Here is a 23,525-nt window from a genome sequence, read left to right as displayed (position 1 = left end):
AAAAAATTGAAAATATCATTCTCTAAAAGGGTTATTGACGTTTTGCCATTTCTTTTATCCATTTCGCAGATACTGCAATTTTTTTATCTTTATTTAAATCTTTAAAATTATCACCACCTGTTATTTCTACATCTGGCTTTATGTTTTCAACATATACCTTTCCTGTTCTGTCTATCACATATCCTACCGCCAGATTTATCCCTGAATTTTCATCAATTTTGAACCCCTGATTTGTAGTCGTATATCCTCCAGATTCTTCACCAAACACTTTGGTGTTCTTCCGTCCTATAAAACTTATAGCTGTCATTTCTCCGGAACTTGCTGTATATCCGCTTATCAGAATAGCAACAGGCAGCTGTTTTTTTACAGAATTTTTCAATTTCTTTCTTTTTAACACCTGATTGGCATCAATATAAATCGTTCCATTTTTCAATATCCATTCTCCTTCAGATTTTTTATCTGATGTTACAAAACCTCCCACTTTTTCCTGATCCCCATTAAGGTCACTGATTCCCGCCATCATCGGATACATATTTCCTCCGGTATTGAGTCTAAGATCAATGATCCACCCTTTTATTTTATTTGAGTTTATTTGGTCTATTTCGTTAACAATATTTTCTGCGATACTATCCATTTTTTTTGCCCCGAAATCATTATTTCCGGGTATTCTTATATAGCCGGTATTTTTATCAATTAATGCTGCATAAACCTTATCGTTATCTTTCACCGCATTTTTTATGGTTTCGTTGGTATATTTTGGTCTACTTTTATTCCAGCGGTAATTTTTATTATTGTAGGTTAACCACCCATGGTGATCGTCTATTTTTTCAAATAAATAAGGAAATATGAAAAGAGCATCCTGAATATGATCAGCATCTTTCGTTTTTTCATAGGCTTCTACTTTCAAAGCATTCCAATCTATTTTATTTTTATTCAGTGCATTATCATGAATCAACAATAAAGTTTTATCTAAATATTGTTTAACACTGTCATTTTTAAACACTATTTGTTTTTGAGCATTCAGCAAATTGAAGATACTTAAAACAATAAAAAATATAAGAATTTTGTTTTTCATTGGAAGCTTAGAAATTAGATATAAATTATAGTATTATAAGAAACTGAGTTGATTGATATCAACAAAATTAATGGAACGAATTTACACTATAATTAATCATTCTTTTGATTAATTTTTATCCTTCTACACCTATTGTTAAGTAATTTGAAGTTTCGCTATCGTTTAGATCTTATTTTGGGAGAAATTTTGCCAGACATTTTCTGCAATGTACTTGCTTATGCTCTACTAATGTAAAAAAGAAGCATGAGAAAACCTATGTGGAAAAAGGCTCCTCTACTTTGTCTTTTTAATTTCAAAAGGGTTTTTGAAAATGAGTTCTTCATGTTTACCTTTGATTTCCATTTTACGTTGAAGCAGATTCAGAGCTATTTTTCTGATGAAAAGATCCTTATCATTCAACTTCCAGTAAGAATCTTCATGAAGTTTTTTAGGACTACGGATGAGATAAAACTCCGTTTCCCAGGTATCGGCATTATGATAGAATTCAATGATTCCACAATGCCCCGGAATAAGAGATGCATCTACCATCCCCATTGGAAGCAGAAAACTGAAAGCATTACAAACATAATCTCCACAAGAGATTTTATCGTGTTTCAGAAATTTCTCTCCGGTATCTTTATTAAGATATGATTTTTTAAAATCGTTTTTAAAATCACTCTTTGAAAATTTAATCTCGATTTCATGGCTGAGTCCATCTGCATCAATAGTAAGAATATCTGCCTCCCAATCGGCCTGAAAGTAATTGGTCAGTACGATCTCTTTTTCAAAATCGCAATGAGAATGAATGTAGGCATGAATAAGTTCTTCTATTTTAAGCATTATTATTCTTAATATTTTTCAAAATGGACAAATGTATGAATGATGATGAAGCCAAGAGCCAAGATGCTAGATTTCAGGTTATTTTACTGAATCACCGATCGTTAGTTCTATTTCGCAAAGTAAATTATCAGTATTCACAAAAAATTCACAAAGGAATCCAACCGGCCCTTCACAATTGTCTCCTTTTTTAACTCACCAAAAGACTGCAGCCTCTGATATCAGAATGATCTATTCTACCCAGCACCTGAAATTTATCGCCCGCTATTTTACCCAGATCCTGCGTAGCAATAAAAGAACAGGAATGGGTATTGGCAAGATCGATAATATTGACCGCTCCGGTTCTTCCGTCTTTTTCATAGGCTAAAGGATCTTCAACATTGCGTATGATGATTCTCATCCAATTTGGGCATTTATATTCATTGTTTCCAAGTGAATAAGCTTGTGACAACAGCTCTGTCATTGAATATTCTGAGTAGATTTTATCGGTTTGGAAGCCTTTCTGAAGGATATTCAAAAGTTCATCTTTTGTCATTTCTTCTTTTCTACCTTTCATGCCGCCGGTCTCGATAACGATCAGGTTTTCAAGAAAATTCAGAGATTCTCCGTTTCGCCCGGAATCACAGTAATCTAAAAAGTCCAGCAGGGCAAAAGAAACTCCGAAAAGAATCACTTTTTTATCCTTTAACTGGTTCAAAAGATCAAAAAGGTCGGAATGATTATAAAGAAAGTACCCATTCTCCGGCTTGTCTGATTTTTTCATCAGATAATCTACCATATAGATCAGTGATGAATTCTGTTTTTCCAGATAACTTGGAAGCAATCCCAGGAAGATAAAGTCCTCGGGCTTTCCTATAAACTGTTCAAAACTTTTATAAATACTTTCCTCATATAATTCCGGATCAGCAATGAAATGTCTGGACAGGTTCATCTGAGTGGTTCCGGAGCTTTGAAAGAAAAGATCTGCAGACACATTTTTATCAAGAATCTGATGATTTTTGAACATCTCTATCGGCAGAAAAGGAATTCTATCCAAATGATCTACCTCATCCGGATTGACATTTAAAAAATCAACAAATTTCCTGTATATCTCAACATTTTCATACTGATAACGAAATGTTTTCAATGATGCATTCAGGAAATCTTCTTCTGTCTGTATGTTGAATATATTTTTAGGTTCCATATTTTTCAATCTTCTTATTGCTTCATTACAAAGCAATTACATGGATAAAATAAATTTATTTAATAATTTTTTAATATTCAGTCTATACTTTGGTAGACTTCTTGCAAGTATTTATACGGAATATGGATTAAAAACAAGAATGAATTTCGGTTCATTCGAAAATTACCTCTTTTTAGGGGTAATTTTTTTGTTTTTATTTTTCAAAAGTCTTCAGTTCAAAATCTTTTTCAAAAACACCATAAGTATAGTAAGAAATCCAGTCTCCGAGATTGATATATTTTGCATTGTGTTCCAGATCCAGTACCATAGGAAGGTGCCTGTGTCCATAAATGAAATAATCAATTTTCTCAGTTTTCAGTTTCTCTTTAGAATAAATGATCAGAAACTCTTTGTCTTCACCTAGAAAAGCTTTATCCTCTTCTCCTGAAATCATTTTATTCTTTTGGGAAAGGTATAATGCAACTTTCATCGCAATATCAGGATGAAGCCATTTAAAGAACCATTGTGCCACGGGATTTGTGAAGAGTTTCTTCATTCTCTTATAGCCTTTGTCTCCAGGGCCCAATCCGTCTCCGTGGGCCAGCAAAAACTGCTTCCCTCCCATTTCGAAATATTGTTTCTGATAGAAAACCGTACATCCGATTTCCTCTTCCAGATAATCTTTCATCCAGAGATCATGGTTTCCCACAAAGAAATAAATATGAATTCCTCTGTCTTTAAGTTCTGCTATTTTCCCGAGAACACGTACGTATCCTTTGGGAACAACATGCTTCCATTCATGCCAAAAATCAAAAAGATCTCCCATTAAAAATAAAACCTGCGCATCTTCTTTAATGTCATTCATCCAGCGTATAAATTTTTCTTCACGCACCCTGCTCTCACCTGGAGTGGGAGCGCCAAAATGCTGATCTGAAGCAAAGTATACTTTTTTTCCAGGTTCTAAATTGATTGTCGTTTTTAACACCTTCTGAGTTTTGTTGGATATGATTATTAATTATCTTCTGCGAACCATTCACCATAAGAGTTTTCTGTCTCGTGGAGTTTAAGATAGGCTAAAGAAATTCCCTCCGGAAGTCTCGATTTTACTTTTGAAGCAATAGCATACAGCATATTTTCGCAGGTGGGCTGAAAACTGCAGTAGATTACTTTATGCCCTTTCTGTTCAAGATCATCCCCCAGTTCTTTGTGTGGAGACAATGCATTAACAAGAACCGAATGATCCCATACATCAACGATTTCAGATTTTACGATACTTTTGATATCTCCGAAATCAACAACCATCCCATTTTTTGGATTTTCAATATCATTAATCGGTTTTCCTTTTACTGTTACAAACAGCTTGTAAGAATGTCCATGCATATTTTTACACTTCCCATCGTAGTTGTAAAGTACATGAGCAGTTTCGAATGTAAAAATTTTTGTAATACGTATCATATTGCAAAGATATGACAAAACAGCTTAACACAGAAAAGACTGTTTCTATCACCACAATAATTAAGTTTATTTTTAATTGATTTTCAAAGTTAGGTTATTATCATCGGTCCCATCATTGTTCAAAGCAGTGTAAGGAGCAGAAAGCCAGCCGTCTTTATTAATTATCAATTTAAAGGCATAAGTTTTTCCTTTTTCAAACTGTGATTTTGGAACTACCAGCTCATAGGTATTATTCCCTTTTGAAACCATCTGATAAGATTGATCCTCAGTATTCCAATCATTAAAAGCCCCTGCTATTGACATATTTTTAATCAACTCTCCATTCATATTTTCCGGATGTTGGTAATTAAAAATCACTTTATCATTTTCTATTCTGTAACCATAGATTTTCTTTTGCACATTGGGATGAGCGAAATATTGAGTGCTGATGGCATATTCTGCAAGCAAATAAGGGTTCATCAATCTTTTATCCATTAATCCGGCAATGTAATTAATAAGCCGGTTGTGAACAGAATTATTTTTATAACCATTAAACATTACTACAATGGCCATATCATCATCCGGATAAATTCTGTATGCGCTCACATTTCCACCGGAAAAGCCATAAGATTTTATGTTATTGAATTCAGAAATTTCCCAGCCATAACCAAAAACATCCTTTCCATTATTGAAATCAAAAGGTTTCCACATCATTCTTTTTGTTTCTTCTTTGAGGAATTCATTCTTATCCAAATGACGGCTCCACTGTAAAAAAGCAGGAAGGGTAATAGCTAGCCCATTTGCAGAATGAGCTCTCGAGCCATCTATGAATTTAGATTTTTCATATTGCTTTGTATCTGTATTGTAGATATATTTTACAATCCTGTTGGGAATTTTCTCAATAGAATTAGATGAAAATATCATTCGATTCTTAGCGTTCGGAAATTGGATTTCTGTAATGAAATTTTCGTAGGTTTTTCCTGTTACTTTTTCTATAATCATAGCAAGTAACAGATAGTTTGTCTGATTATACCTAAACTCATTTCCAGTTTCAAACTCCATTTTTTCTTTTGAAAGACGTTCAATGACTTCTGCATTGGTTGCATTTACTGAAATATCGCTAAAATTCACCCAATCCGGAAGTCCTGAAGAGTGGGTCAGAAGATTTGCAACCTGTACGTTTTGCCATTCTGCCGGTAAATGATCCAGATATTTTGGGAGCTTATCTTCCAGGGCTATTTTTCCTTCTTCAATTAGTTTGAAAACGCCAGTATTTGTTATTAATTTTGTGGTAGAATATACCCTGAACATGGAATTTGAATTTACCTTTTTAGGATCTTCCAAAGTTTCAGTCCCATAATACTGCTCAAAAACAATTTTATTATTTTTAATAACGCCTACAGCGATACCAGGGATCTCATTCATTTGAATAATTTTTCTTACGTATTCATCAATAGCTTTTGACTGCTTTTTTTCCTGACTATAAACGACAAGGAAAAGGTTCAAAAATAATGTGATTAAAAGAGACTGTCTCATTGTTGATGCTTTGATATTTCTTTATTAAAGACAAACGATGCCTTTATTGTATTACATTGAGTCGGATTTTACCAGTATGCTATTTTATTTATAAAGCTTCGGACCAGTAATTCCTTTTTCAAGAAAATTATTTTTATTCATTTCAAAATGCATTGTGGTCATCTGATTATAGTATTCTTTAAATGCAGGGAGTCCGTATTCTTTACGTAATTTGTCAACATTAGCACTGTCTGTCAATCCGTTTTTAGGAATTGCCTGTCCTTCTTCGTTATATATCACCTGGGATCCAAATCTTTGTTTTTGATTTGTATTGATGGCTACTCTGTCTTCCAGCATTGCATATTCATTTTTGGGAGCATTATTTTTTTCTGACTCCTTTTTTAAAACTCTAAGTATCTTCTTTTGAAATTCCACATCATTATCAGCATGCTGAATGGGAATCCAGAATTTAGAGGTATTTTCTTTTCCCACCTGGTTAATTCCCAGATAGCCATATTGAGAAAACATTTTTTTTATTTTACTCTGATTGTCTTTTCCTACGCTGTCTCTTTTCGTTTCAAATATTTTCCAAGCCACTTTGGTTCCATATTTACTGATCATTTCCGCAGGAGGTATTCTTGCATATTTCTGATCGATATCCCTTATGTAATCCAATTCAGAGATTAATTTTTCTCGTTCTGAATCTGATATTTTTTTATGGGTAGCACAGCTGATAAAGGCAAGGCCTATACCTAATAAGAGTATTTTTTTCATTGGATAATAGTTTGATAATGTTTAGTAGAATACAGGAAGGCTTATCATTTTAATGGGTCTGTTTCGAATCCCAATTCTTCCAAATAACTGAGTCCGTTTTGCTTTTCGATTGTATTTATTCCTGACCAGCCATTTTTCCTTCCCAGTACAATGAGTTGATTTATGTATTTCGGTTCATTAAGATTCACTTCCTCTTGTAATCCTTTTATTTTATTCATTAATTTCATTCCGGATTTTAAAGGATGTCCCATATAGTAATCATCAAAAGTCAGAAATTCTATGATCAAAGGAGTCTGTTTATAATCTTTTAAAAATACTTTTACCGTAAGCGTAGTGGTTTCTGTCGCAGAGTGATATTGATATGCAATATAATACAGATATTCCAGATTATTGACAGCTATTTTCCTTAATTTATTTTTCATCTGATTTCCGTCTATACTATTGGTATTTGACTCTATGCTGAATACCACCGGATACTTTTTTTAATTTTTTTGAACCTCTACAATTTCACCTTGTAGTAATTATTTCACTGTTTTGTCAAAGTTGTTTACAAATTTGTATTCTCTGTCTTTGATTATAATATCATAGTTCCCTTTATCAAGTATCAGAAAATGGCTGTCTTCTGCATTTTGGAGCTCTATAATATCGGCGGGAATACCTTTCTGTTCAAATTCACCTTTTCTATAGGCTAAAACTAAAACAGGATATTGAGAAATTGCTGATGAGGGGACTTCATAAAATTTTCGGTTTTCAGTAAGCATCCATCCGGGTCTTCCTTTTTTATATTTTGTAATGGGATGAATGATTTTAATATCTGTAAATAACTCTTTATCTTCTCCATTATATACCTTCTGATTTTTATCTGTTAAAATAACAGGCTCGGTATTCTTTAGAAGCCTGAGCAACGGTTCATTATATTTAGGAAGGCCTTTTTCCGAAAACTGGGTCTGGTCAATAGTCAAAGGATTTAAACCTGTTAAATCAGAAAGCCGTGCTGCCATCGTCTTTTCCCAGGATTTGTGAATCCCTTCATAAGCATGCTGATATCCGCAATATATCAGATATTTTCCATCTTTATTTTTTTGCATAAAATCATTGATATTCTTTGCTTCTCCTATTTCCCTTTCTTTACCGTTTCCTTCTGCTTCATAGGGAAAAATTTTGAATCCAATTTTCAGTGCCTTATAAATGAAGTTACCAAATTCAGGTTCCTGAGAATAGAATCCGCTGTTGAGTGTTGCGAATTTTCTAATCTTTAAAGAGTCATCTTTTTCTAATGTTTCAATGCCTAAATATCTGTAACCTTTGTCATACAGCCCTTGAAGCAAAGAAGATATAAAATTCCTATGACTGGCATTGTGATGAGCTTCATTGATGATAACAACTTGCTCATTAGTAGCCTTTTTTACAATATAATCTTTCGCGTTGGCTGGAATTAGCTTTGTGAATTTCAAACTGTCGGCAGCTGTGATTTTTTTTGCCCTTCCAAAAGTCCTGTCCCAACTTTCAAGAGCTGGTTTATATTGTCCGCTAATTGAATAATAAGTAGCTTCCATCTGACTTCTCCAGGATTCTGATTGTGTGGAGTCTTCTAATACTGTTTTTTTCACATCCTCCGAAAACCGGTAAAGGTTATCCTGACAGCTGACCGAGATACTAAAAAGCATTAAAATGACCGAATAATAGAATTTCATGGTGTTTTGTTTTTTGGTAGTAAGAGCCAAAAATAAAAAATTCAAATGAATGTCTATCCATTGATTTCAATTTTAACCACTCACAAAAGCTTTTTCAACCAATCTTTTTCTAAACGTTTAATCTTTTTTGTTTCGGTATCAAATAAAATCCAAAGTGTACTTGAATCTACCACAAGTTCTCCATTGCAGTAAAACTCTACCTTTCTCGGCTGTTTGGCTCCTTCAGGATTTTGGGGATATGTTTTTACAGTGATTATATCGTTCAGGTAAACCTGCTTTTTATATTGTATATGATGGTCCAAAAGCATCCAGGCATCATTCATATATTCTGTCTTTTGCTTCAAAAGATCCCAGTGTTCTGCTGCTACTTCTTCTACCCAATGCACATACTGAACATTATTGACATGGTTATTCTGGTCAATATGTTTTTCTGTTACTTTTATCTGTTTTTCATACATTAAATTCATACTTCCGGAAGTTTACTCAAATTTATCATTTTAAACTAAAACTTCGTCAGCCGTTTCTATGTAAAAGTCCCACTTTTGCAAAAAAAGGAACCAGATGTTGATCTGATTCCTTTTTTATATTCAATATTGAATTATTCTATTATTTACCTTTAGCTGCTGCCGGTTTAGAAGCCGTTGCAGAAGCACCTAATTTCGTTTTTACCTGCGCTGTGATATCCTCACTACCATCGGTATACACAAGATTGTTACCGTCCTGTAATGAAGTATCAAAAACATAATTCAAGTTTCTTTCTTTAGCTACAGCAGAAATAGCTGCTTTTACTTTTTGCTGAAGAGGAGTAAACAATTCGCTTTGTTTGGCAGAAATATCTTTAGCAGCCTGCGCTCTTAATTCCTCTATTCTTTTACCGAGATTCTGTAAATCTGTTTGTGCTGCAATAAGTTCTTTTGTTACGGCTTCTTTATTAGCCTCACTTAGCGTTTTTTCTTTATCCTGTGCTGCTTTCAGCTTTGTCTGATATTCACTTATCAGTTTTTCAATTTCTGCCTGCTTTGTTTTAGTCAGATTATCAATAGTTGTGCTTACTGTTTTCACTTCAGATAAATTTGCAAAAATCTCATCAGAATTTACATTTCCAATTTTCTGTTGTGCATTTGCAGCATTCGCTGTTAATGTTAATCCTGCTACAATAAAAAGTACTTTAATTAGCTTCATGTTTAATATATTTTTTCAAAAACGCTTGTTTTTTTTCGTTGCCAAATATAAAACAAATTTTTATTAATTATCACCTGCCTTTTTTAAGCTTTCTTAAAATAGGAATGGAATCCAAAAATAAACTGAAATCATATAAAAAAAATCAACCTTTAAACCCTGATTATATAAAACCTTTCTCAAAAAAATGAGAAAGGTTTTTACATCAAAAAATATGGAAAAAATGACTAATGGAACTGTGCTGTTTCTGTAGAATCTTTCATCGCTACGGTAGCTGAAGAACCATTTGTAACTACATTCTGAACCTCGTCAAAATATCCGGTCCCTACAAATGACTGGTGTTTCACTGCTCTGAATCCCTTTTGCTGTAAAGCAAATTCACGCTCCTGCAGTTCTGAATATCCAGCCATTCCTCTTTCTTTATAAGCTAAGGCCAGTTCAAACATAGCGGTATTCAAGGCATGGAACCCTGCCAATGTGATAAACTGGAATTTATAACCCATTTTGGCCAGCTCTTCACGGAAGGTCGACATTTCTTCAACATTTAACCTCGCTGCCCAGTTAAATGAAGGAGAACAATTGTAAGCAAGCATCTTTTCTGGAAATTTCGCATGAATTCCATCTGCAAACCGCTTTGCCTGTTCCAGATCAGGATTGGAAGTTTCCATCCAGATCAGGTCTGCATAGGGAGCATAAGACAAACCTCTGTCTATCCCCTGCTCTACACCATTTCTTACAACATAAAAACCTTCTGAGGTTCTTTTTCCTGTTACGAATTTTTTATCTCTGTCATCGATGTCTGAAGTCAGTAAGTCGGCTGCATCGGCATCCGTTCTTGCAATAATAAGACTTGGAACACCCAATACATCAGCTGCAAGACGTGCTGCGACTAATTTATTAATAGCCTCCTGAGTGGGAACCAGTACTTTTCCTCCAAGATGCCCGCATTTTTTTGCTGAAGAAAGCTGGTCTTCGAAATGTACGGCCGCAGCGCCCGCCTCTATCATCTGCTTCATCAGCTCAAAAGCATTCAAATTTCCTCCAAAACCTGCTTCCGCATCTGCAATAATGGGTACTAGGTATTCTTTATCTCCGGTTCCGCTCACAGACTGTATCTGATCTGCTCTTAATAAAGCGTTATTAATCTTTTTTACTACAGAGGGCACTGAATTAGCAGGATACAATGACTGATCCGGATACATTTCTCCTGATAAATTGGCATCAGCAGCTACCTGCCAGCCTGAAAGATATATCGCTTCCAAGCCTGCATCCACTTCCTGTACGGCCTGATTGCCTGTGAGTGCACCCAGCCCTGCTACATAATCCTGATTATTTAATTGATTCCAGAATTTTTTAGACATTTCTGTTGCAATGGTATACTCAATTGTGTATGACCCCCGAAGTTTTAAAACTTCCTCTGCTGTATAGGGTCTTTTGACACCATTCCAGCGTGAGTTTGTCAGCCAATCCTGCTCTAAAGCCTGGATTTGTTCTTGTTTTGTTTTCATAATATTTGGATTTTGTTTGATTAGAGGGTTACGAGTAGTGGAGGGTTGAAAACTGATAGTCATAAGTCAATCATTATGTCAACTTAATCGTCAGTTTTTCCCATTCTCCAATTTCAATTTTTAAATTTTTCATTACTAATTTTCCATTTTTCAACTTTCAACTAAATAAAAGGATATGCCTTAAGGGTCAGGAACTCTTCAAAATTTTCAGAAAAAATTAATTCGTTGAAAAGTTCTTTCGCCAGATTGAATTTTCCGTTTTTGAATCGCTCTTCTCCCACATACTTTTCAATATTATCCATTTCTTCTGCTTCCCATTGAAGAATCATATTTCGGGTCAGCGTTCTGTCACCACTCAAGACGGCTTCATTTTTTAACCATTGCCAAATTTGTGTTCTTGAAATTTCTGCGGTAGCAGCGTCTTCCATTAAATTATAAATGGCTGCTGCACCTACCCCGGTCAGCCAGCTTTCCAGATAAATAATTCCTACATTGATATTTTTTCTGACTCCTTTCTCTGTTATATCCCCTTTAGGAAGTTCCAACAGATCATTTTCTGTGATATGATATTCAAATTTCTTATCAATCTGATTTTTTGCAGGCATATAATGGTCAAAAATTTCTTTTGCTACCGAAACCAATGCAGGATGGGCCACCCAGGTTCCATCATGTCCATTTTTCACTTCCATTTCTTTATCACTTCTTACTTTTTCGAAGGCGATATTATTGGCTTCATCATCATTTTTCACCGGAATTTGTGCTGCCATTCCACCAATAGCATGAACGTTTCTTTTATGACAGATCTCAATGACCCTCTTTGAATAGGCACTCATAAAGGGAGAAGTCATTGTCACCTGATCCCGGTCCGGAACAATAAAGTCCGGCAGATTTCTGAATTTTTTAATGAATGAGAAAATATAATCCCATCTTCCACAATTCAATCCTGCACTATGGTCTTTTAGTTCAAATAAAATTTCATCTACCTGAAAGGAAGCGGTGATTGTTTCTATTAAAACTGTTGCTTTAATAGTTCCCTTTTCCACACCCATATAGTTTTGAGCAAAAACAAAAACATCGTTCCACCATCGGGCTTCTTTGTAGTGTTCTAATTTTGGAAGATAAAAGTAAGGGCCGCTTCCATTTTCCAAAAGTCTTTTTACATTCCGGAAAAAATAAATTCCAAAATCTATCAATGACCCTGATGTTTCTTCACCATTAATTTCAAGATGCTTTTCAGGAAGATGTAATCCTCTTGGACGCACTAATAAGACTGCTGTTTTTTCATTAAGGGTATAAGTTTTACCTTTTTCGTTTACAAAATCAATCGTTTTGTTGACCGCATCAGAAAGGTTGATTTGTCCTTCCATACAATTTTCCCATGTCGGCGAGCTGCTGTCTTCGAGATCTGCCATGAATGTGAACGCTCCTGAATTCAGAGCATTGATAATCATTTTCCGGTCAACAGGTCCGGTAATCTCTACTCTTCGGTCCAGTAAATCCTTGGGTAATGGTGCACAAACCCAATTTCTATTTCTGATTTCTTCAGTATCTTTCAAAAACGTTGGAACAATCCCCTGATCAAAATCCTTCTGTTTTTTTCTCCTTTCTGTTAAAAGATCCAGTCTTTTATCATTAAAGTTCTGGTGGAGTGCGATCAGAAAATCTATCAAATCCGGAGTGAAAATTTCTTCAAACTGTCTTTGATCCTTTATTTTTAATTGAACCTGGGTTTTCATAACATGCTGATTTTGTGATTTTACATTACAAATCTAAATAAAAATTTTCACAATCAGCGAACGTTCGCTAAATTTATTTAAAAAATTATTATGCGAATAATCGCATCTAATTATTTATATTTGAGTAATGAATTCAGAAAGTGACTTTATCAAAACAGTTTTCGGGTTGAAACTGAAACAACAGAGACAAAAGAAAAACTGGTCTTTGCAGGATCTTGCGATAAAAACCGGATTATCAAAATCCTATCTTAATGAAATTGAAAACGGGAAAAAATATCCGAAACATGATAAGATCATTCAACTTTCAGAAGCTCTCAGCTGCACTTTTGATGATCTTGTCTCTACAAAACTTGATAAAAGCCTGGCTCCTTTTAATGAAATTTTACAGTCTGACTTTTTTAAAGAAATACCGCTTGACCTTTTTGGGATCAATAAAAACAACCTCATCAGTATTATCAGTGATGCTCCCAAAAAAGTAACCGCTTTCATCAATGCTTTGATTGAAATTTCTCAGAATTATAATCTTGGAAAAGAAAGGTTTTATTTTGCCGTGTTAAGATCTTTCCAGGAGCTATATGACAATTATTTCCCGGAAATCGAAGAAAAGGTAAGTGAGTTTATTCAGGAAAATGAACTACTGGGAGATAAGAATCTACAATCTGATATTCTGGAAAAAATTCTTACAGGCAAATTCAATTATACGGTTCAATCTGAGAGTTTTGAAAAATATGGAACTCTGGATCATCTCCGCTCTCTTTTTATCCCCGAGAAAAAGCTGCTGCTATTGAATAAAAAACTTGAAAAGGATCAGAAAACATTCATTCTCACTAAAGAAATAGGGTTTAATGTATTGGAATTAAAGGTTCGTCCCAATACTTATTCCTGGCTTGATTTCGGCAGTTTTGAAGAAATTCTGAATAATTTCTATGCTTCTTATTTTGCTGGTGCCTTATTGATTTCCAAGGAATCTGTGATGGAAAAAACTTCAGAATTTTTCCAGCAAAATAAGTGGGAGCCGAAAGATTTTGAAAACCTGATCAACAGCTTCACTCATTCTCCTGAGACATTTTATTACCGGCTTACCAATATCCTTTCTGCAGAAATGGGTATTAAGGATTTGTTTTATTTATGCCTGGTTAAAAAGAAAGGGTCGGATAAAATTCAGATTTTAAAAGAGCTGCATCTGAACCACCAGCAGGCACCTCATGCCAATGCGACCAATGAACACTATTGCAGAAGATGGGTTGCGGTGAAAAACCTTCATCATTTAAAAGAAAACGAAACCCTGACTGATGCTCAGATTTCTCACTATAAGGATCAGGGAATAAGCTACCTTGTTATTTCTACCTCTCAAAAGAACCCTTTTTCTGATGGAAGTAACAGAAGCTATTGCCTTGGTATTCTACTGAATTCTCAAACTATTAAAAAGATCAGTTTTATAAAATCTCCCTCTTTAAAAACAATCAATGTAGGAGTTACCTGCGAATCCTGCAGTATTGCAGACTGCGAAGTAAGACAAGCACCGCCGGTACGACTGGAAAAAGAACAATTTAATCTCAGCATGAAAAGTGCAGTTGAGAGAATCAGAAGGGAATTAAAAATGGAAAACTGAAAATGATAAATGGAAAAAAAGTAATTAAGTTTATACAATGAGCTCATAAGAACTTAACACTGTAACCGGCAATTTTAAACTTTCAATTCTCCACTTTCCATTTAAAAAACTATTTCTTATCTTAGTAAAAAACACGGCGATGATCCTAGACTTATTGTTTCCTAACCGATGCATTCACTGCAACAGAATTGTTAGTGGTGATCTTATAGTATGTGGTATCTGTTACAGCCAGATTCATTTCACTCACTATGACTATTTTGAGAACAATCCTGTGAAAGAAAAATGCAGCTTGCTTTTTCCTGTTGAGCACACTTATGCATTAATTCAATTTGAAGAAGAAAGTTTAAGCCGGAAAATCATTCATGAACTGAAATACAGAGGCAGAGAAAAAACCGGAAAGATTATTGCTGACTGGACTACAGAACGTCTGGATTTTAAAAATGAAAAACCAGATCTTATGGTTACTGTACCTCTTCATCCAAGGAAATTAAAGAAAAGAGGATACAATCAGCTTCATTTATTCACAGAAACTTTATCGAAATTTTACAATATTCCATTTGACCACCACCTCGTCGAAAGAAATAATTATTCAAAAGCACAGGCTTTAAAGGATAAGAAAACTAGACTGGAGACTGGAAATACATTTTCTGTCACAAAAAACATATCCGGCAAAAATATCCTTTTAATTGACGATGTTTTCACGACCGGAAATACCATTTCATCTATAGCCTGGGAAATTTTAAATGCCGGGGATAATAAATTGAGTGTATTGGTGATGGCAATGGACGCTTAATAGTTAAAAATTGAGAGTTGAGAATTATAATTGGGTTATAATGTATTGATATTATGATCACGTCAGTACTAAACTAAATTTCCAGTTTTTCCATTAATAATTTTCCATTCTTCATTTATCTCATCCTTTCACCATTCAATTCTTTTTCCTATTTTTCCGGAAAACTAAATAGCAATGCGGAATCTGATTTTACTACACGGAGCCTTAGGGCATCATAATATTTTCAATCCTTACTTAGAAACATTATCAAGGTATTTCAAAGTTCATACCCCTTTATTTTCAGGGCATGGAGATACTGAACTTCCGGCAGATGAAATTAATATAGAAAAATATAATAAAGAATTAGCTTTATATTGTAAAGACCGTAATTTAACAGACGTTTTTATTTTGGGACATAGCATGGGAGGTTATATTGCTCTTTGCTATGCATTACAATTTCCTGAAAATGTAAACTCTATTATAACTCTGGGAACAAAATTTGACTGGACTGAAGAACAAGCCGTAAAGGAAAGTAAAATGCTTAATCCTGATGTCATTCTTGAAAAAGTTCCAAAATACGCACAGCTTTTAGAATCCCAACATGGTTCAAAATGGAGACAGCTTCTTCCGGCTGTAGCTGATTTAATGATTGATCTGGGTAAAAATCCACCTCTGAAAAATAATCTGAATACCATAAACAATCCTGTTCAGATCATGGTAGGCGATAAAGATAATATGGTAACCATTGAAGAGAGCGTTGATGCTTACAGGAGGCTCCCAAATGCAAAATTGGCCGTACTCCCGGATACCAAGCATCCGATGGATAAAGTACGACCAAGTTTATTATTGGATCTAATAAAAGATTTCTGGAATCTTTCTTAAATTATCGTTGAAGTTTTTCTCCGTAGCTCAAATCTCCTGCATCTCCCAGTCCAGGAGTAATATATCCTTTTGAAGTCAGGTTCTCATCGATAGCTCCTACCCATATGTGAGCGTCGGGATATGCATTTTGCACGGTTTCTACTCCCTGTCTTGAAGCGATAGCTGCTACAATATGAAGTTGGGTTGGATTTCCATTCGTCAATAAATCTTTGATCGCTTCAATTAAAGAAGCTCCGGTAGCCAACATAGGATCGGCAACAATAAGAGGTCTTCCTTCAATACTCGGACACGTCAGATAATCCTGTTTGATTGAAAAATAGTCATTGGCATCGTGCTTTCTATAAGCAGCAACAAATCCGCAGTCTGCTCTGTCCAGATAGTTCAGAATACCTTCAAACAATGGAACGCCCGCTCTTAATATGGTTGTAATAACCGGCTGCACAGCAATTTCTCTACTCTTTATAGTATCTAAAGGAGTTTGAATTTCAACATCTTTATACTCCAGTCCTTTACTGATTTCAAAAGCAGCAATCTCTCCGATTCTCTCCATATTTCTTCTGAATCTCATTCGGTCATGCTGAACTTCAACGTTTCTAAGTTCGTTAATCCATTCGTTGACCAGAGAGAAGTTTTGCGATAAAATAGTAAGCATGAAAATTTTATTTTATTTTAATTTCAGTTAATTGATATTAATTCCTGCAAAATTACAACTAAAAAACGAAATGAAAGATTGAGTGTGAGGAGAAATAAAGTATATTTATGAAAATATTCCCAGTACCTTATATAGTAATTTTTTAATGATGAAAAGCCTGATTTTAGGAAAGATCAGTCCAGAGTTTATCAAGGATGAAACTCTGCCTGAGTTATTGGTTCCCACCTTTGAAAAATATAAAGACAAAACAGCCTTTATATTTAAAGATAAAAAAATATCCTACGCTGAATTAGACAGCTGGAGTAACGCTATTGCGCTGCAGCTGCAAAACCTGGGCATACAGCCCGGCGACTGCGTAGGGGTATGGTACCCCCGAAGTCTTGAACTTCCCGTTGCCATACTTGGAATTTTAAAAGCAGGTGCCAGCTACATTCCGTTAGACCGCGAAATGCCTGAAGACAGAATAAAAAAAGTTTTTTCAGATATCAATGTGAAAACTTACTTCTCTGATACGGACGCTCATATTCATTGCTCGCCTTTAGAAATTGCACCACAACCTCAAAATACGGTTTCTTTTCCCGAATCAGTTCATATTCCAGATAACTGGGCTTATGTATTATTTACTTCCGGAAGTACGGGAAATCCTAAAGGAATTCCGATTTCTCACCGAAATATATGTCATTTAATTCGTTCTGAGCAGGATTTTATAGGAATTAAAAATACAGATATCGTTTATCAGGGCTTTTCTGTATCCTTTGATATGTGGTGTGAGGAAGTATGGATCAGTCTGTTTGCCGGAGCAACAATTTGGGTTGCTGACGCGACTACTGTAAAAGCAATTGATGAGCTGAGTGAAGTTTTAACAAAAAACGGAATAACCGTACTTCATGCGGTGCCAAGTATTTTAGCGATCATTGATGAAGTTCCTGACATCAGGTTGATTAACACAGGTGGAGAAGCATGTACCAAACAGGTTCAGGAAAAGTGGGCAAAACCTTACAGAACATTTATCAACAGCTACGGTCCAACAGAAACTACAGTTTCTTCCAACATGGCTGTTTTAAGCAGTGAGGACGAGCTTACCATTGGCCCGCCACTTCCTAATTATCATATTGCTATAGTAGATGAAGGGATGAATATTCTTCCTCGCGGGGAAAGGGGTGAAATGATTATTTCAGGACCAGGTGTCAGCAATGGCTACTTCAACCTTCCGGAGCTGACCGAACAGAAATTTCTGCCTAATCCTTTTTCTGAATTACCGGGTGACACTATTTATAAAACAGGTGATGCGGTAATTATAAGGGAAGATGGTTTTATTGATTTTCAGGGAAGAATAGATGATCAGATCAAACTCCGGGGATACAGAATAGAACTTGGTGAAATAGAAGCACGCCTGAATCAGCTTCAGGACGTTTCTTCTGCTGCTGTAGCTGTAAAAGAGGACTCTAATGGGCAGGGCCAGCTGGTTGGTTATGCTGTAATGAGTAATGATGCATCATTTGATGAGAATGAAATGCGTAAGGAACTTGCAAAATTTCTGGCTCCGTACATGGTTCCCATTTCGATCGTGCCAATGAAAGAAATGCCAAGGATGCCAAGTGGTAAAATCGATAGAAAAAGACTTCCTTTACCGGAAAGCTTCACTATCCATGAAAAGAATGATGAAATCATTATTGATCCCAGTGCTCCAATAGAAGAAAGACTCCTTCAAACACTGAAATGGGTCTTTCCGGGAAAAGAAATAAATCTTACCCAGGACTTTTTCACAGATCTGGGCGGTCACTCTCTTCTAGCTGCTACTCTGGTTTCCCATCTGCGTCAAAAGGCGGGAATTCCTACAGCCTCATTGAAAGAGATTTATGAAAACCGTCCTCTGTCCGCTTACTGTGAATGTCTCAAGAGTAAACAAACTCAGGAAACCTTTCATCAGGAGCCTTTTCAGCGGGTTTCAACTTTACAGTATATTGCCTGTAATATTGCTCAAAGCGTTAGCCTCCTGGTAGTATTTGCGTTACTAAGTATTCAGATATTTTTTCCTTATCTGAGCTATTACTATTTTCAGCTTAATGGATATGGATTACATTATGCATTATTAAGTGCATTTTTACTGTATACCTTAATTCCACCAGTCTATTCAACAATTATATTACTGACCAAGTGGCTGGTCATTGGAAAAATAAAAGAAGGAGATTATCCTCTTTGGGGTTGGTATTATTTCAGATGGTGGTTGTGGAAAACAATCAAAAGATTAATGCCTTCTGAATTTATTGTAGAAACTCCTTTATATCCTAAATATTTAAAATTGCTGGGTGTAAAGGTTCATCCGAGTGCTCAATTGAGCCTTTTGCCTATTTCAGCAGAAGATCTTGTGACAATTGATGAAAATGTAAATACCAGTTCCGGCTGCAGTATAGATAATGCCTCTGTTGAAAATGGTATTTTAAGAATAAGAAAAGTACATATTAAAGCTCATGCATACTTGGGTTCTTCCGTTATTGTCTGTGGAGATACAGTGATTGAAAAATTTGGCGAACTCCAGGATTTGAGCTGTCTTAATGAAGGAAAAAGAATAGGATTCGGGGAAGTATGGAACGGAAGTCCTGCTGAAAAAGTAAGAGTAAAAACGGGTGAGGAAGTTGAAGTACCAAAACTGGCTTCTACAGCAAAAAGAAACAGATTTGCACTTTTATATGCCTGCTCATTATTTTTCTTTCCTCTTCTTATTGTTTTGCCTTTAGCACCTACTCTTTACACTCTTTATTATCTGGATGACCGTTCATCTGATTACAATTTTTATTACTTATGGCAGGCTCCTATCCTTTCCACAGTCTACATTTTGTTATTTATAGGAGTAGTAAGCATTCTTACAAGGATTTTACAGTATAATATGAAACCGGGAATTTACCCTGTATATAGTTTCACCTATTACAAAAAATGGATAAAAGATCAGATTTTCAATTTATCACTGATTATCGTACATCCACTTTTTGCTTCTGTCTATATCAGTAAATTCTACAGAATGATGGGTGCAAAAGTGGGAAAAAATTCAGAAATATCGACTGCCAGTGATGTATCCCATCACCTTTTGGAAATCGGCGAAGGCTCATTTATTGCTGATGCTGTAATTCTCGGGGAACATGATGTAAGAAATGAAAAATTAATTTTATCAAAAACCTCTATAGGAAACAACAGCTTTGTAGGAAACAGCGGACTTATTCCACAGGGATATGAACTGGGCGACAATATGCTGATTGGTGTATTGAGTAAAGCACCATCTGAAGAACAATTAAAAAACTCATCAGAAAAAGACTGGTTTGGCTCTCCTCCAATAGGTCTTCCTGCAAGGCAAAAATCTGACGGATTCCAGGATCATCTTACTTATAATCCTCCGTTCCGTCTTAAACTGGCAAGAGCTCTTGTGGAAGGAATCAGAATTATTCTCCCTCAAACTGTTATCATTATCTGCAGTGTATTATTTATTGCCTATACAAGTACTTATCTTGAAGGTAAAATTTATTATCTTTTGCTACTGTCACCGTTTTATTATTTAGGGATCGTTGCTTTACCTTCTTTTTTCTTCACTGTATTGCTAAAATGGATATTTATAGGAAAATATAAGAAGGCAGAAATGCCTATGTACAGTACAAAAGTGTGGTTGAGTGAAGGAATCACTACCATTTATGAAGCACTTCCCGTACAGTTCTTCCTTGATTTTTTGCGCGGAACATTCTGGCTTCCATTTTTTATGAGATTTCTGGGTGTAAAAATTGGAAAAAAAGTATGGCTTAATACAACCGATATTACAGAGTTTGATATGGTATCCATTGGAGATGAAACGATGCTGAATGAAGACTGCGGCCCTCAGACTCACCTTTTTGAAGACCGAATTATGAAAATAGGAAGTGTAAAAATAGGCAGTCAGACCACGATCAACTCACGAACCATTATTTTATATGACAGTGAAATCGGAAATAATGTAAATATAGATGCGCTTTCCCTCGTGATGAAAGGCGAAGTTTTATCTGATGACACTTCGTGGTATGGAAGCCCATTGAGAGGAAAGTAATTAAATGAAAAGTGGAAAATTGAAAATGGAGACCTTAATGATTAAGGCTATAGATGCGGAGATTAAAAACTAAGAATTCAGCATAATCATTTAAACCAGTAACAAATATATTCTCACCTCTTAAAAAAGTATTATGAATTATTCCATCAAAAAAATAAAAATCGCAGAACACCTTCCTATTGTAGATGAACTGGTGGGTGAACTTCATATTTCTGAGAAAGAGATGAATGATAAAACGGCTGACTGGAGTCAGATCCGGGAAAATTATCTCCGTTTTATGACAGAGTGTGAAGATGAAAACGAAGGTTCTTTCTTCATCGCCGAAATTGAAGGAAGAGCGATAGGTTTTCTATTTGGATATATCGACGAAAAAGATGACAGCAATTTTGAGCTTGGCGATGCAAATGACTTATATGTATCAGAAGGATATGTAAAGAAGGAATACAGAAAACAAGGAATTTATTCTGCCCTCAACAAAGCGTTTGAGGAAGCTTATTCAAATCACAATATCAGAAAAATCTACCGTTACACCCTTTGTAATAATGAAACCATGCAGCGTTGGCTGGCTTCGCAAGGCTACAGACCTGTAAGACTGGTATATGAAAAATGGCTGTAACCGGCTAAAAATAAATACACAGAAACAAGTGGACATCATGCACAAATTAAAGAATGAGTCCATTAGTGGTTAAAATAAAAAACAGGCTGTCTCATCATTGAAACAGCCTGTTTTTTGGTGAACATTGTTCTTTTATTTTTGTCTGAAATAAACTTCGATTGGCACTCCGGTAAATCCAAATTGCTTTCTCAGCTGGTTTTCAGTAAATCTTTTATATGGTTCTTTCACATACTGCGGCAGGTTACAGAAAAATACAAATTGTGGAGACGGCGTAGGAAGCTGTACACAATATTTGATTTTAATATATTTTCCTTTAAGTGCCGGTGGTGGTGTATTTTCAAAGATTGGAAGCATTACTTCATTCAGTTTTGAAGTTTTAATCTTCTTTTTACGGTCTTCATAAACTTCCATAGCCACTTCTACCGCTTTTAAGATTCTCTGCTTCGTCAAAGCTGAAACGAATAAGATTGGAATATCCTGGAACTGACCGATCTTATCTTTAATTAATTTTTCGAAATCGCGCATTGTATTCGTCTGCTTGTCTTCAATCAAATCCCACTTATTGACAAGAATTACAATACCTTTTCTGTTTTTCTGTGCCAATCCGAAGATGTTCATATCCTGAGATTCCCATCCTTGTGTAGCATCTACCATGATAATTACTACATCAGAATATTCGATAGAACGGATAGATCTCATTACGGAATAGAACTCCAGGTCTTCATTTACTTTAGACTTTCTTCTCATCCCCGCTGTATCTACCAATACAAACTCGTGTCCGAATTTGTTATATAAAGTCTGAATACTATCTCTGGTAGTTCCAGCAATATCTGTTACAATATTTCGTTCTACATCCAGCAAAGCATTAGTCATTGTAGACTTTCCTACGTTTGGACGACCTGCAATGGTAATTTTTGGCAATCCCTCAAAAGGATCTTTATATTCTGTAGTGGGAAAATCTCTAACGATATCATCTAAGATTTCTCCTGTTCCTGAACCGGTAGCAGAAGAAAGAGTATAATATTTATCAATTCCTAACTGATAGAATTCTGTTGCAGGAAGTTCTTCCTTAGCAGAATCTACTTTGTTAATAACAACATAAATTGGCTTGTTGGATCTTCTTAGTAATCTGTAGATTTCATAATCTGTATCAGTAAGTCCTTCTTCCACATTCATCATAAAGATAATGGAAGTCGCCTCGTCAATCGCTAGCTGAACCTGCTTACGAATCTCTTCTTCAAAGATATCGTCTGTACCTACATCGTATCCTCCAGTATCAATTACTGTAAAGTCTACTCCATTCCAGTCGGATTTTCCGTAGTGACGGTCTCTTGTTACACCGGCTGTAGAATCTACAATAGCCTCTCTTCTTTCTAGTAAACGGTTAAAAAGCGTTGACTTTCCTACGTTAGGACGTCCAACGATTGCGACAATATTTGACATAAAAAATATTTAATAATCCTTTTGCTGTGCTCAGGATATGTTATTAATGGGTTACTCCAACTTTTGGAGCCCAATTTTTTGCAAAGATAAGATTTTATTATTTAATGATATTTCAAATTAGAAAAATGGATAACAAACTCTAGAAGCTCCTACTCATCTATGATCGCTCACAGTGATTTTAATCAAAACTTTGGAAACAGCCTGCCCATTTCACCTATTTTATTCAGCAAACAGATTCTTTGTGAAAAATTTTATCAAAAAATAATTATTTGGCTATCAATAAGTAAAGCCGTTTATAGCCTTAGATGTTAATTAATCTTTAATTTTGATTTTCATATTTAAAATAAATTCTATAATTTCGCAGAACCAAGACAGACCTATAGTGTAACGGTAACACTCCGGTTTTTGGTACCGTCATTCGGGGTTCGAATCCCTGTGGGTCTACATTAAAAATAAAGCAATCAATTGTAAATCAGTTGGTTGCTTTATTATTTTAGCTATTTTCAAACAAAAGGTTAAGGTTGAGGTCAAGGTCAATTCTAAATACTTATAATTGATATTATTTCTATTCATCATTATAAAAAAGGGT

At 35.2% G+C, this 23,525-nt stretch carries 20 protein-coding genes and 1 tRNA gene; 6 read left to right on the top strand and 15 right to left on the bottom strand.

All coding sequences use genetic code 11. The annotated features are described in order from the left end of the window. Positions 1-31 precede the first annotated feature (31 nt). The 13 genes from AC27VX_RS16015 to aceB all read right to left on the bottom strand — a co-directional run bounded on the left by AC27VX_RS16015 (position 32) and on the right by aceB (position 12,893). Positions 32-1,075: a S41 family peptidase gene (locus tag AC27VX_RS16015; RefSeq protein ID WP_488696633.1), complete on the bottom strand. Its 1,044-nt coding sequence runs from the start codon at positions 1,073-1,075 to the stop codon at positions 32-34. Between the two features lie 273 nt (positions 1,076-1,348). Beyond that, a complete protein-coding gene (locus AC27VX_RS16010) occupies positions 1,349-1,894 on the bottom strand; it encodes a hypothetical protein (RefSeq protein ID WP_488696631.1) in 546 nt (181 codons plus the stop codon). A 187-nt stretch (positions 1,895-2,081) separates the two neighbouring features. Then, positions 2,082-3,074, bottom strand: a complete 993-nt coding sequence (locus AC27VX_RS16005) for a LuxE/PaaK family acyltransferase (protein WP_488696629.1) — start codon at positions 3,072-3,074, stop codon at positions 2,082-2,084. A gap of 193 nt (positions 3,075-3,267) precedes the next feature. Next, a complete protein-coding gene (locus AC27VX_RS16000; RefSeq protein WP_236855873.1) occupies positions 3,268-4,038 on the bottom strand; it encodes a UDP-2,3-diacylglucosamine diphosphatase in 771 nt (256 codons plus the stop codon). Between the two features lie 26 nt (positions 4,039-4,064). Continuing rightward, complete coding sequence (locus AC27VX_RS15995; protein WP_236855874.1) at positions 4,065-4,508, bottom strand: 6-pyruvoyl trahydropterin synthase family protein; 444 nt, start codon at positions 4,506-4,508, stop codon at positions 4,065-4,067. 72 nt (positions 4,509-4,580) lie between these two features. Continuing rightward, on the bottom strand, positions 4,581-6,023 hold the full coding sequence (locus AC27VX_RS15990) for a serine hydrolase (RefSeq protein WP_488696626.1): 1,443 nt from the start codon (positions 6,021-6,023) through the stop codon (positions 4,581-4,583). Between the two features lie 84 nt (positions 6,024-6,107). Next, the gene (locus tag AC27VX_RS15985) at positions 6,108-6,776 is read right to left on the bottom strand and encodes a DUF6624 domain-containing protein (protein ID WP_236855876.1); all 669 of its coding nucleotides are present in this window, start codon (positions 6,774-6,776) and stop codon (positions 6,108-6,110) included. A gap of 44 nt (positions 6,777-6,820) precedes the next feature. Then, positions 6,821-7,198: a hypothetical protein gene (locus tag AC27VX_RS15980; protein WP_488696624.1), complete on the bottom strand. Its 378-nt coding sequence runs from the start codon at positions 7,196-7,198 to the stop codon at positions 6,821-6,823. Positions 7,199-7,297: 99 nt separating this feature from the next. Further along, positions 7,298-8,470 (bottom strand): hypothetical protein, encoded by a 1,173-nt coding sequence (locus AC27VX_RS15975; protein WP_488696622.1) that lies wholly within the window; start codon positions 8,468-8,470, stop codon positions 7,298-7,300. Positions 8,471-8,550: 80 nt separating this feature from the next. Beyond that, positions 8,551-8,937 (bottom strand): acyl-CoA thioesterase, encoded by a 387-nt coding sequence (locus tag AC27VX_RS15970; RefSeq protein ID WP_236855879.1) that lies wholly within the window; start codon positions 8,935-8,937, stop codon positions 8,551-8,553. A 139-nt stretch (positions 8,938-9,076) separates the two neighbouring features. Continuing rightward, positions 9,077-9,652 (bottom strand): OmpH/Skp family outer membrane protein, encoded by a 576-nt coding sequence (locus AC27VX_RS15965; protein ID WP_236855880.1) that lies wholly within the window; start codon positions 9,650-9,652, stop codon positions 9,077-9,079. 224 nt (positions 9,653-9,876) lie between these two features. Then, positions 9,877-11,157, bottom strand: coding sequence for an isocitrate lyase (aceA, locus tag AC27VX_RS15960; protein ID WP_488696620.1), 1,281 nt, complete (start codon positions 11,155-11,157; stop codon positions 9,877-9,879). A gap of 161 nt (positions 11,158-11,318) precedes the next feature. Next, the gene (gene aceB, locus AC27VX_RS15955) at positions 11,319-12,893 is read right to left on the bottom strand and encodes a malate synthase A (RefSeq protein WP_488696618.1); all 1,575 of its coding nucleotides are present in this window, start codon (positions 12,891-12,893) and stop codon (positions 11,319-11,321) included. Between the two features lie 127 nt (positions 12,894-13,020). Between aceB and AC27VX_RS15950 the strand changes: the two genes are divergently transcribed. The 3 genes from AC27VX_RS15950 to AC27VX_RS15940 all read left to right on the top strand — a co-directional run bounded on the left by AC27VX_RS15950 (position 13,021) and on the right by AC27VX_RS15940 (position 16,159). Next, a complete protein-coding gene (locus AC27VX_RS15950) occupies positions 13,021-14,505 on the top strand; it encodes a helix-turn-helix domain-containing protein (protein ID WP_488696616.1) in 1,485 nt (494 codons plus the stop codon). A gap of 139 nt (positions 14,506-14,644) precedes the next feature. Beyond that, the gene (locus AC27VX_RS15945; protein WP_488696614.1) at positions 14,645-15,298 is read left to right on the top strand and encodes a ComF family protein; all 654 of its coding nucleotides are present in this window, start codon (positions 14,645-14,647) and stop codon (positions 15,296-15,298) included. A gap of 174 nt (positions 15,299-15,472) precedes the next feature. Further along, complete coding sequence (locus AC27VX_RS15940; RefSeq protein WP_300690915.1) at positions 15,473-16,159, top strand: alpha/beta fold hydrolase; 687 nt, start codon at positions 15,473-15,475, stop codon at positions 16,157-16,159. A 1-nt stretch (position 16,160) separates the two neighbouring features. Here the strand turns inward: AC27VX_RS15940 and upp are convergent, their stop codons facing one another. Next, positions 16,161-16,811 carry a uracil phosphoribosyltransferase gene (upp, locus tag AC27VX_RS15935; protein WP_236855886.1) on the bottom strand — a complete coding sequence of 217 codons (651 nt, stop codon included), beginning with the start codon at positions 16,809-16,811 and terminating at the stop codon, positions 16,161-16,163. A 145-nt stretch (positions 16,812-16,956) separates the two neighbouring features. Between upp and AC27VX_RS15930 the strand changes: the two genes are divergently transcribed. Together AC27VX_RS15930 and AC27VX_RS15925 are read left to right on the top strand one after the other, a co-directional pair. After that, a complete protein-coding gene (locus tag AC27VX_RS15930; protein ID WP_488696611.1) occupies positions 16,957-20,877 on the top strand; it encodes a Pls/PosA family non-ribosomal peptide synthetase in 3,921 nt (1,306 codons plus the stop codon). A gap of 133 nt (positions 20,878-21,010) precedes the next feature. Next, entirely contained in the window at positions 21,011-21,493 is a 483-nt protein-coding gene (locus tag AC27VX_RS15925) for a GNAT family N-acetyltransferase (protein WP_488696609.1), read from the top strand. 132 nt (positions 21,494-21,625) lie between these two features. On the opposite strand, the gene der is transcribed toward AC27VX_RS15925, so the two are convergent. Then, positions 21,626-22,936 (bottom strand): ribosome biogenesis GTPase Der, encoded by a 1,311-nt coding sequence (der, locus tag AC27VX_RS15920; protein ID WP_236855889.1) that lies wholly within the window; start codon positions 22,934-22,936, stop codon positions 21,626-21,628. Between the two features lie 373 nt (positions 22,937-23,309). Here der and AC27VX_RS15915 point away from each other — a divergent pair. Next, positions 23,310-23,380, top strand: a tRNA-Gln gene (locus AC27VX_RS15915). Positions 23,381-23,525: the final 145 nt, after the last annotated feature.

Source organism: Chryseobacterium sp. 14P4.3.2 (assembly GCF_057799275.1).
The sequence above is the reverse complement of the archived record's forward strand: the minus strand, read 5'-3'. Positions and strand labels throughout refer to the sequence as shown.

Coding starts and splice junctions, on each gene's coding strand:
- der (WP_236855889.1), bottom strand. CDS start 22,936: ATGTCAAATATTGTCGCAATCGTTGGACGTCCTAACGTAGGAAAGTCA.
- AC27VX_RS16010 (WP_488696631.1), bottom strand. CDS start 1,894: ATGCTTAAAATAGAAGAACTTATTCATGCCTACATTCATTCTCATTGC.
- AC27VX_RS15990 (WP_488696626.1), bottom strand. CDS start 6,023: ATGAGACAGTCTCTTTTAATCACATTATTTTTGAACCTTTTCCTTGTC.
- aceA (WP_488696620.1), bottom strand. CDS start 11,157: ATGAAAACAAAACAAGAACAAATCCAGGCTTTAGAGCAGGATTGGCTG.
- AC27VX_RS15930 (WP_488696611.1), top strand. CDS start 16,957: ATGATGAAAAGCCTGATTTTAGGAAAGATCAGTCCAGAGTTTATCAAG.
- AC27VX_RS15975 (WP_488696622.1), bottom strand. CDS start 8,470: ATGAAATTCTATTATTCGGTCATTTTAATGCTTTTTAGTATCTCGGTC.
- AC27VX_RS15985 (WP_236855876.1), bottom strand. CDS start 6,776: ATGAAAAAAATACTCTTATTAGGTATAGGCCTTGCCTTTATCAGCTGT.
- aceB (WP_488696618.1), bottom strand. CDS start 12,893: ATGAAAACCCAGGTTCAATTAAAAATAAAGGATCAAAGACAGTTTGAA.
- AC27VX_RS15950 (WP_488696616.1), top strand. CDS start 13,021: ATGAATTCAGAAAGTGACTTTATCAAAACAGTTTTCGGGTTGAAACTG.
- AC27VX_RS16015 (WP_488696633.1), bottom strand. CDS start 1,075: ATGAAAAACAAAATTCTTATATTTTTTATTGTTTTAAGTATCTTCAAT.
- AC27VX_RS15945 (WP_488696614.1), top strand. CDS start 14,645: ATGATCCTAGACTTATTGTTTCCTAACCGATGCATTCACTGCAACAGA.
- AC27VX_RS15995 (WP_236855874.1), bottom strand. CDS start 4,508: ATGATACGTATTACAAAAATTTTTACATTCGAAACTGCTCATGTACTT.
- AC27VX_RS15940 (WP_300690915.1), top strand. CDS start 15,473: ATGCGGAATCTGATTTTACTACACGGAGCCTTAGGGCATCATAATATT.
- upp (WP_236855886.1), bottom strand. CDS start 16,811: ATGCTTACTATTTTATCGCAAAACTTCTCTCTGGTCAACGAATGGATT.
- AC27VX_RS16005 (WP_488696629.1), bottom strand. CDS start 3,074: ATGGAACCTAAAAATATATTCAACATACAGACAGAAGAAGATTTCCTG.
- AC27VX_RS15970 (WP_236855879.1), bottom strand. CDS start 8,937: ATGAATTTAATGTATGAAAAACAGATAAAAGTAACAGAAAAACATATT.
- AC27VX_RS15980 (WP_488696624.1), bottom strand. CDS start 7,198: ATGAAAAATAAATTAAGGAAAATAGCTGTCAATAATCTGGAATATCTG.
- AC27VX_RS15965 (WP_236855880.1), bottom strand. CDS start 9,652: ATGAAGCTAATTAAAGTACTTTTTATTGTAGCAGGATTAACATTAACA.
- AC27VX_RS15925 (WP_488696609.1), top strand. CDS start 21,011: ATGAATTATTCCATCAAAAAAATAAAAATCGCAGAACACCTTCCTATT.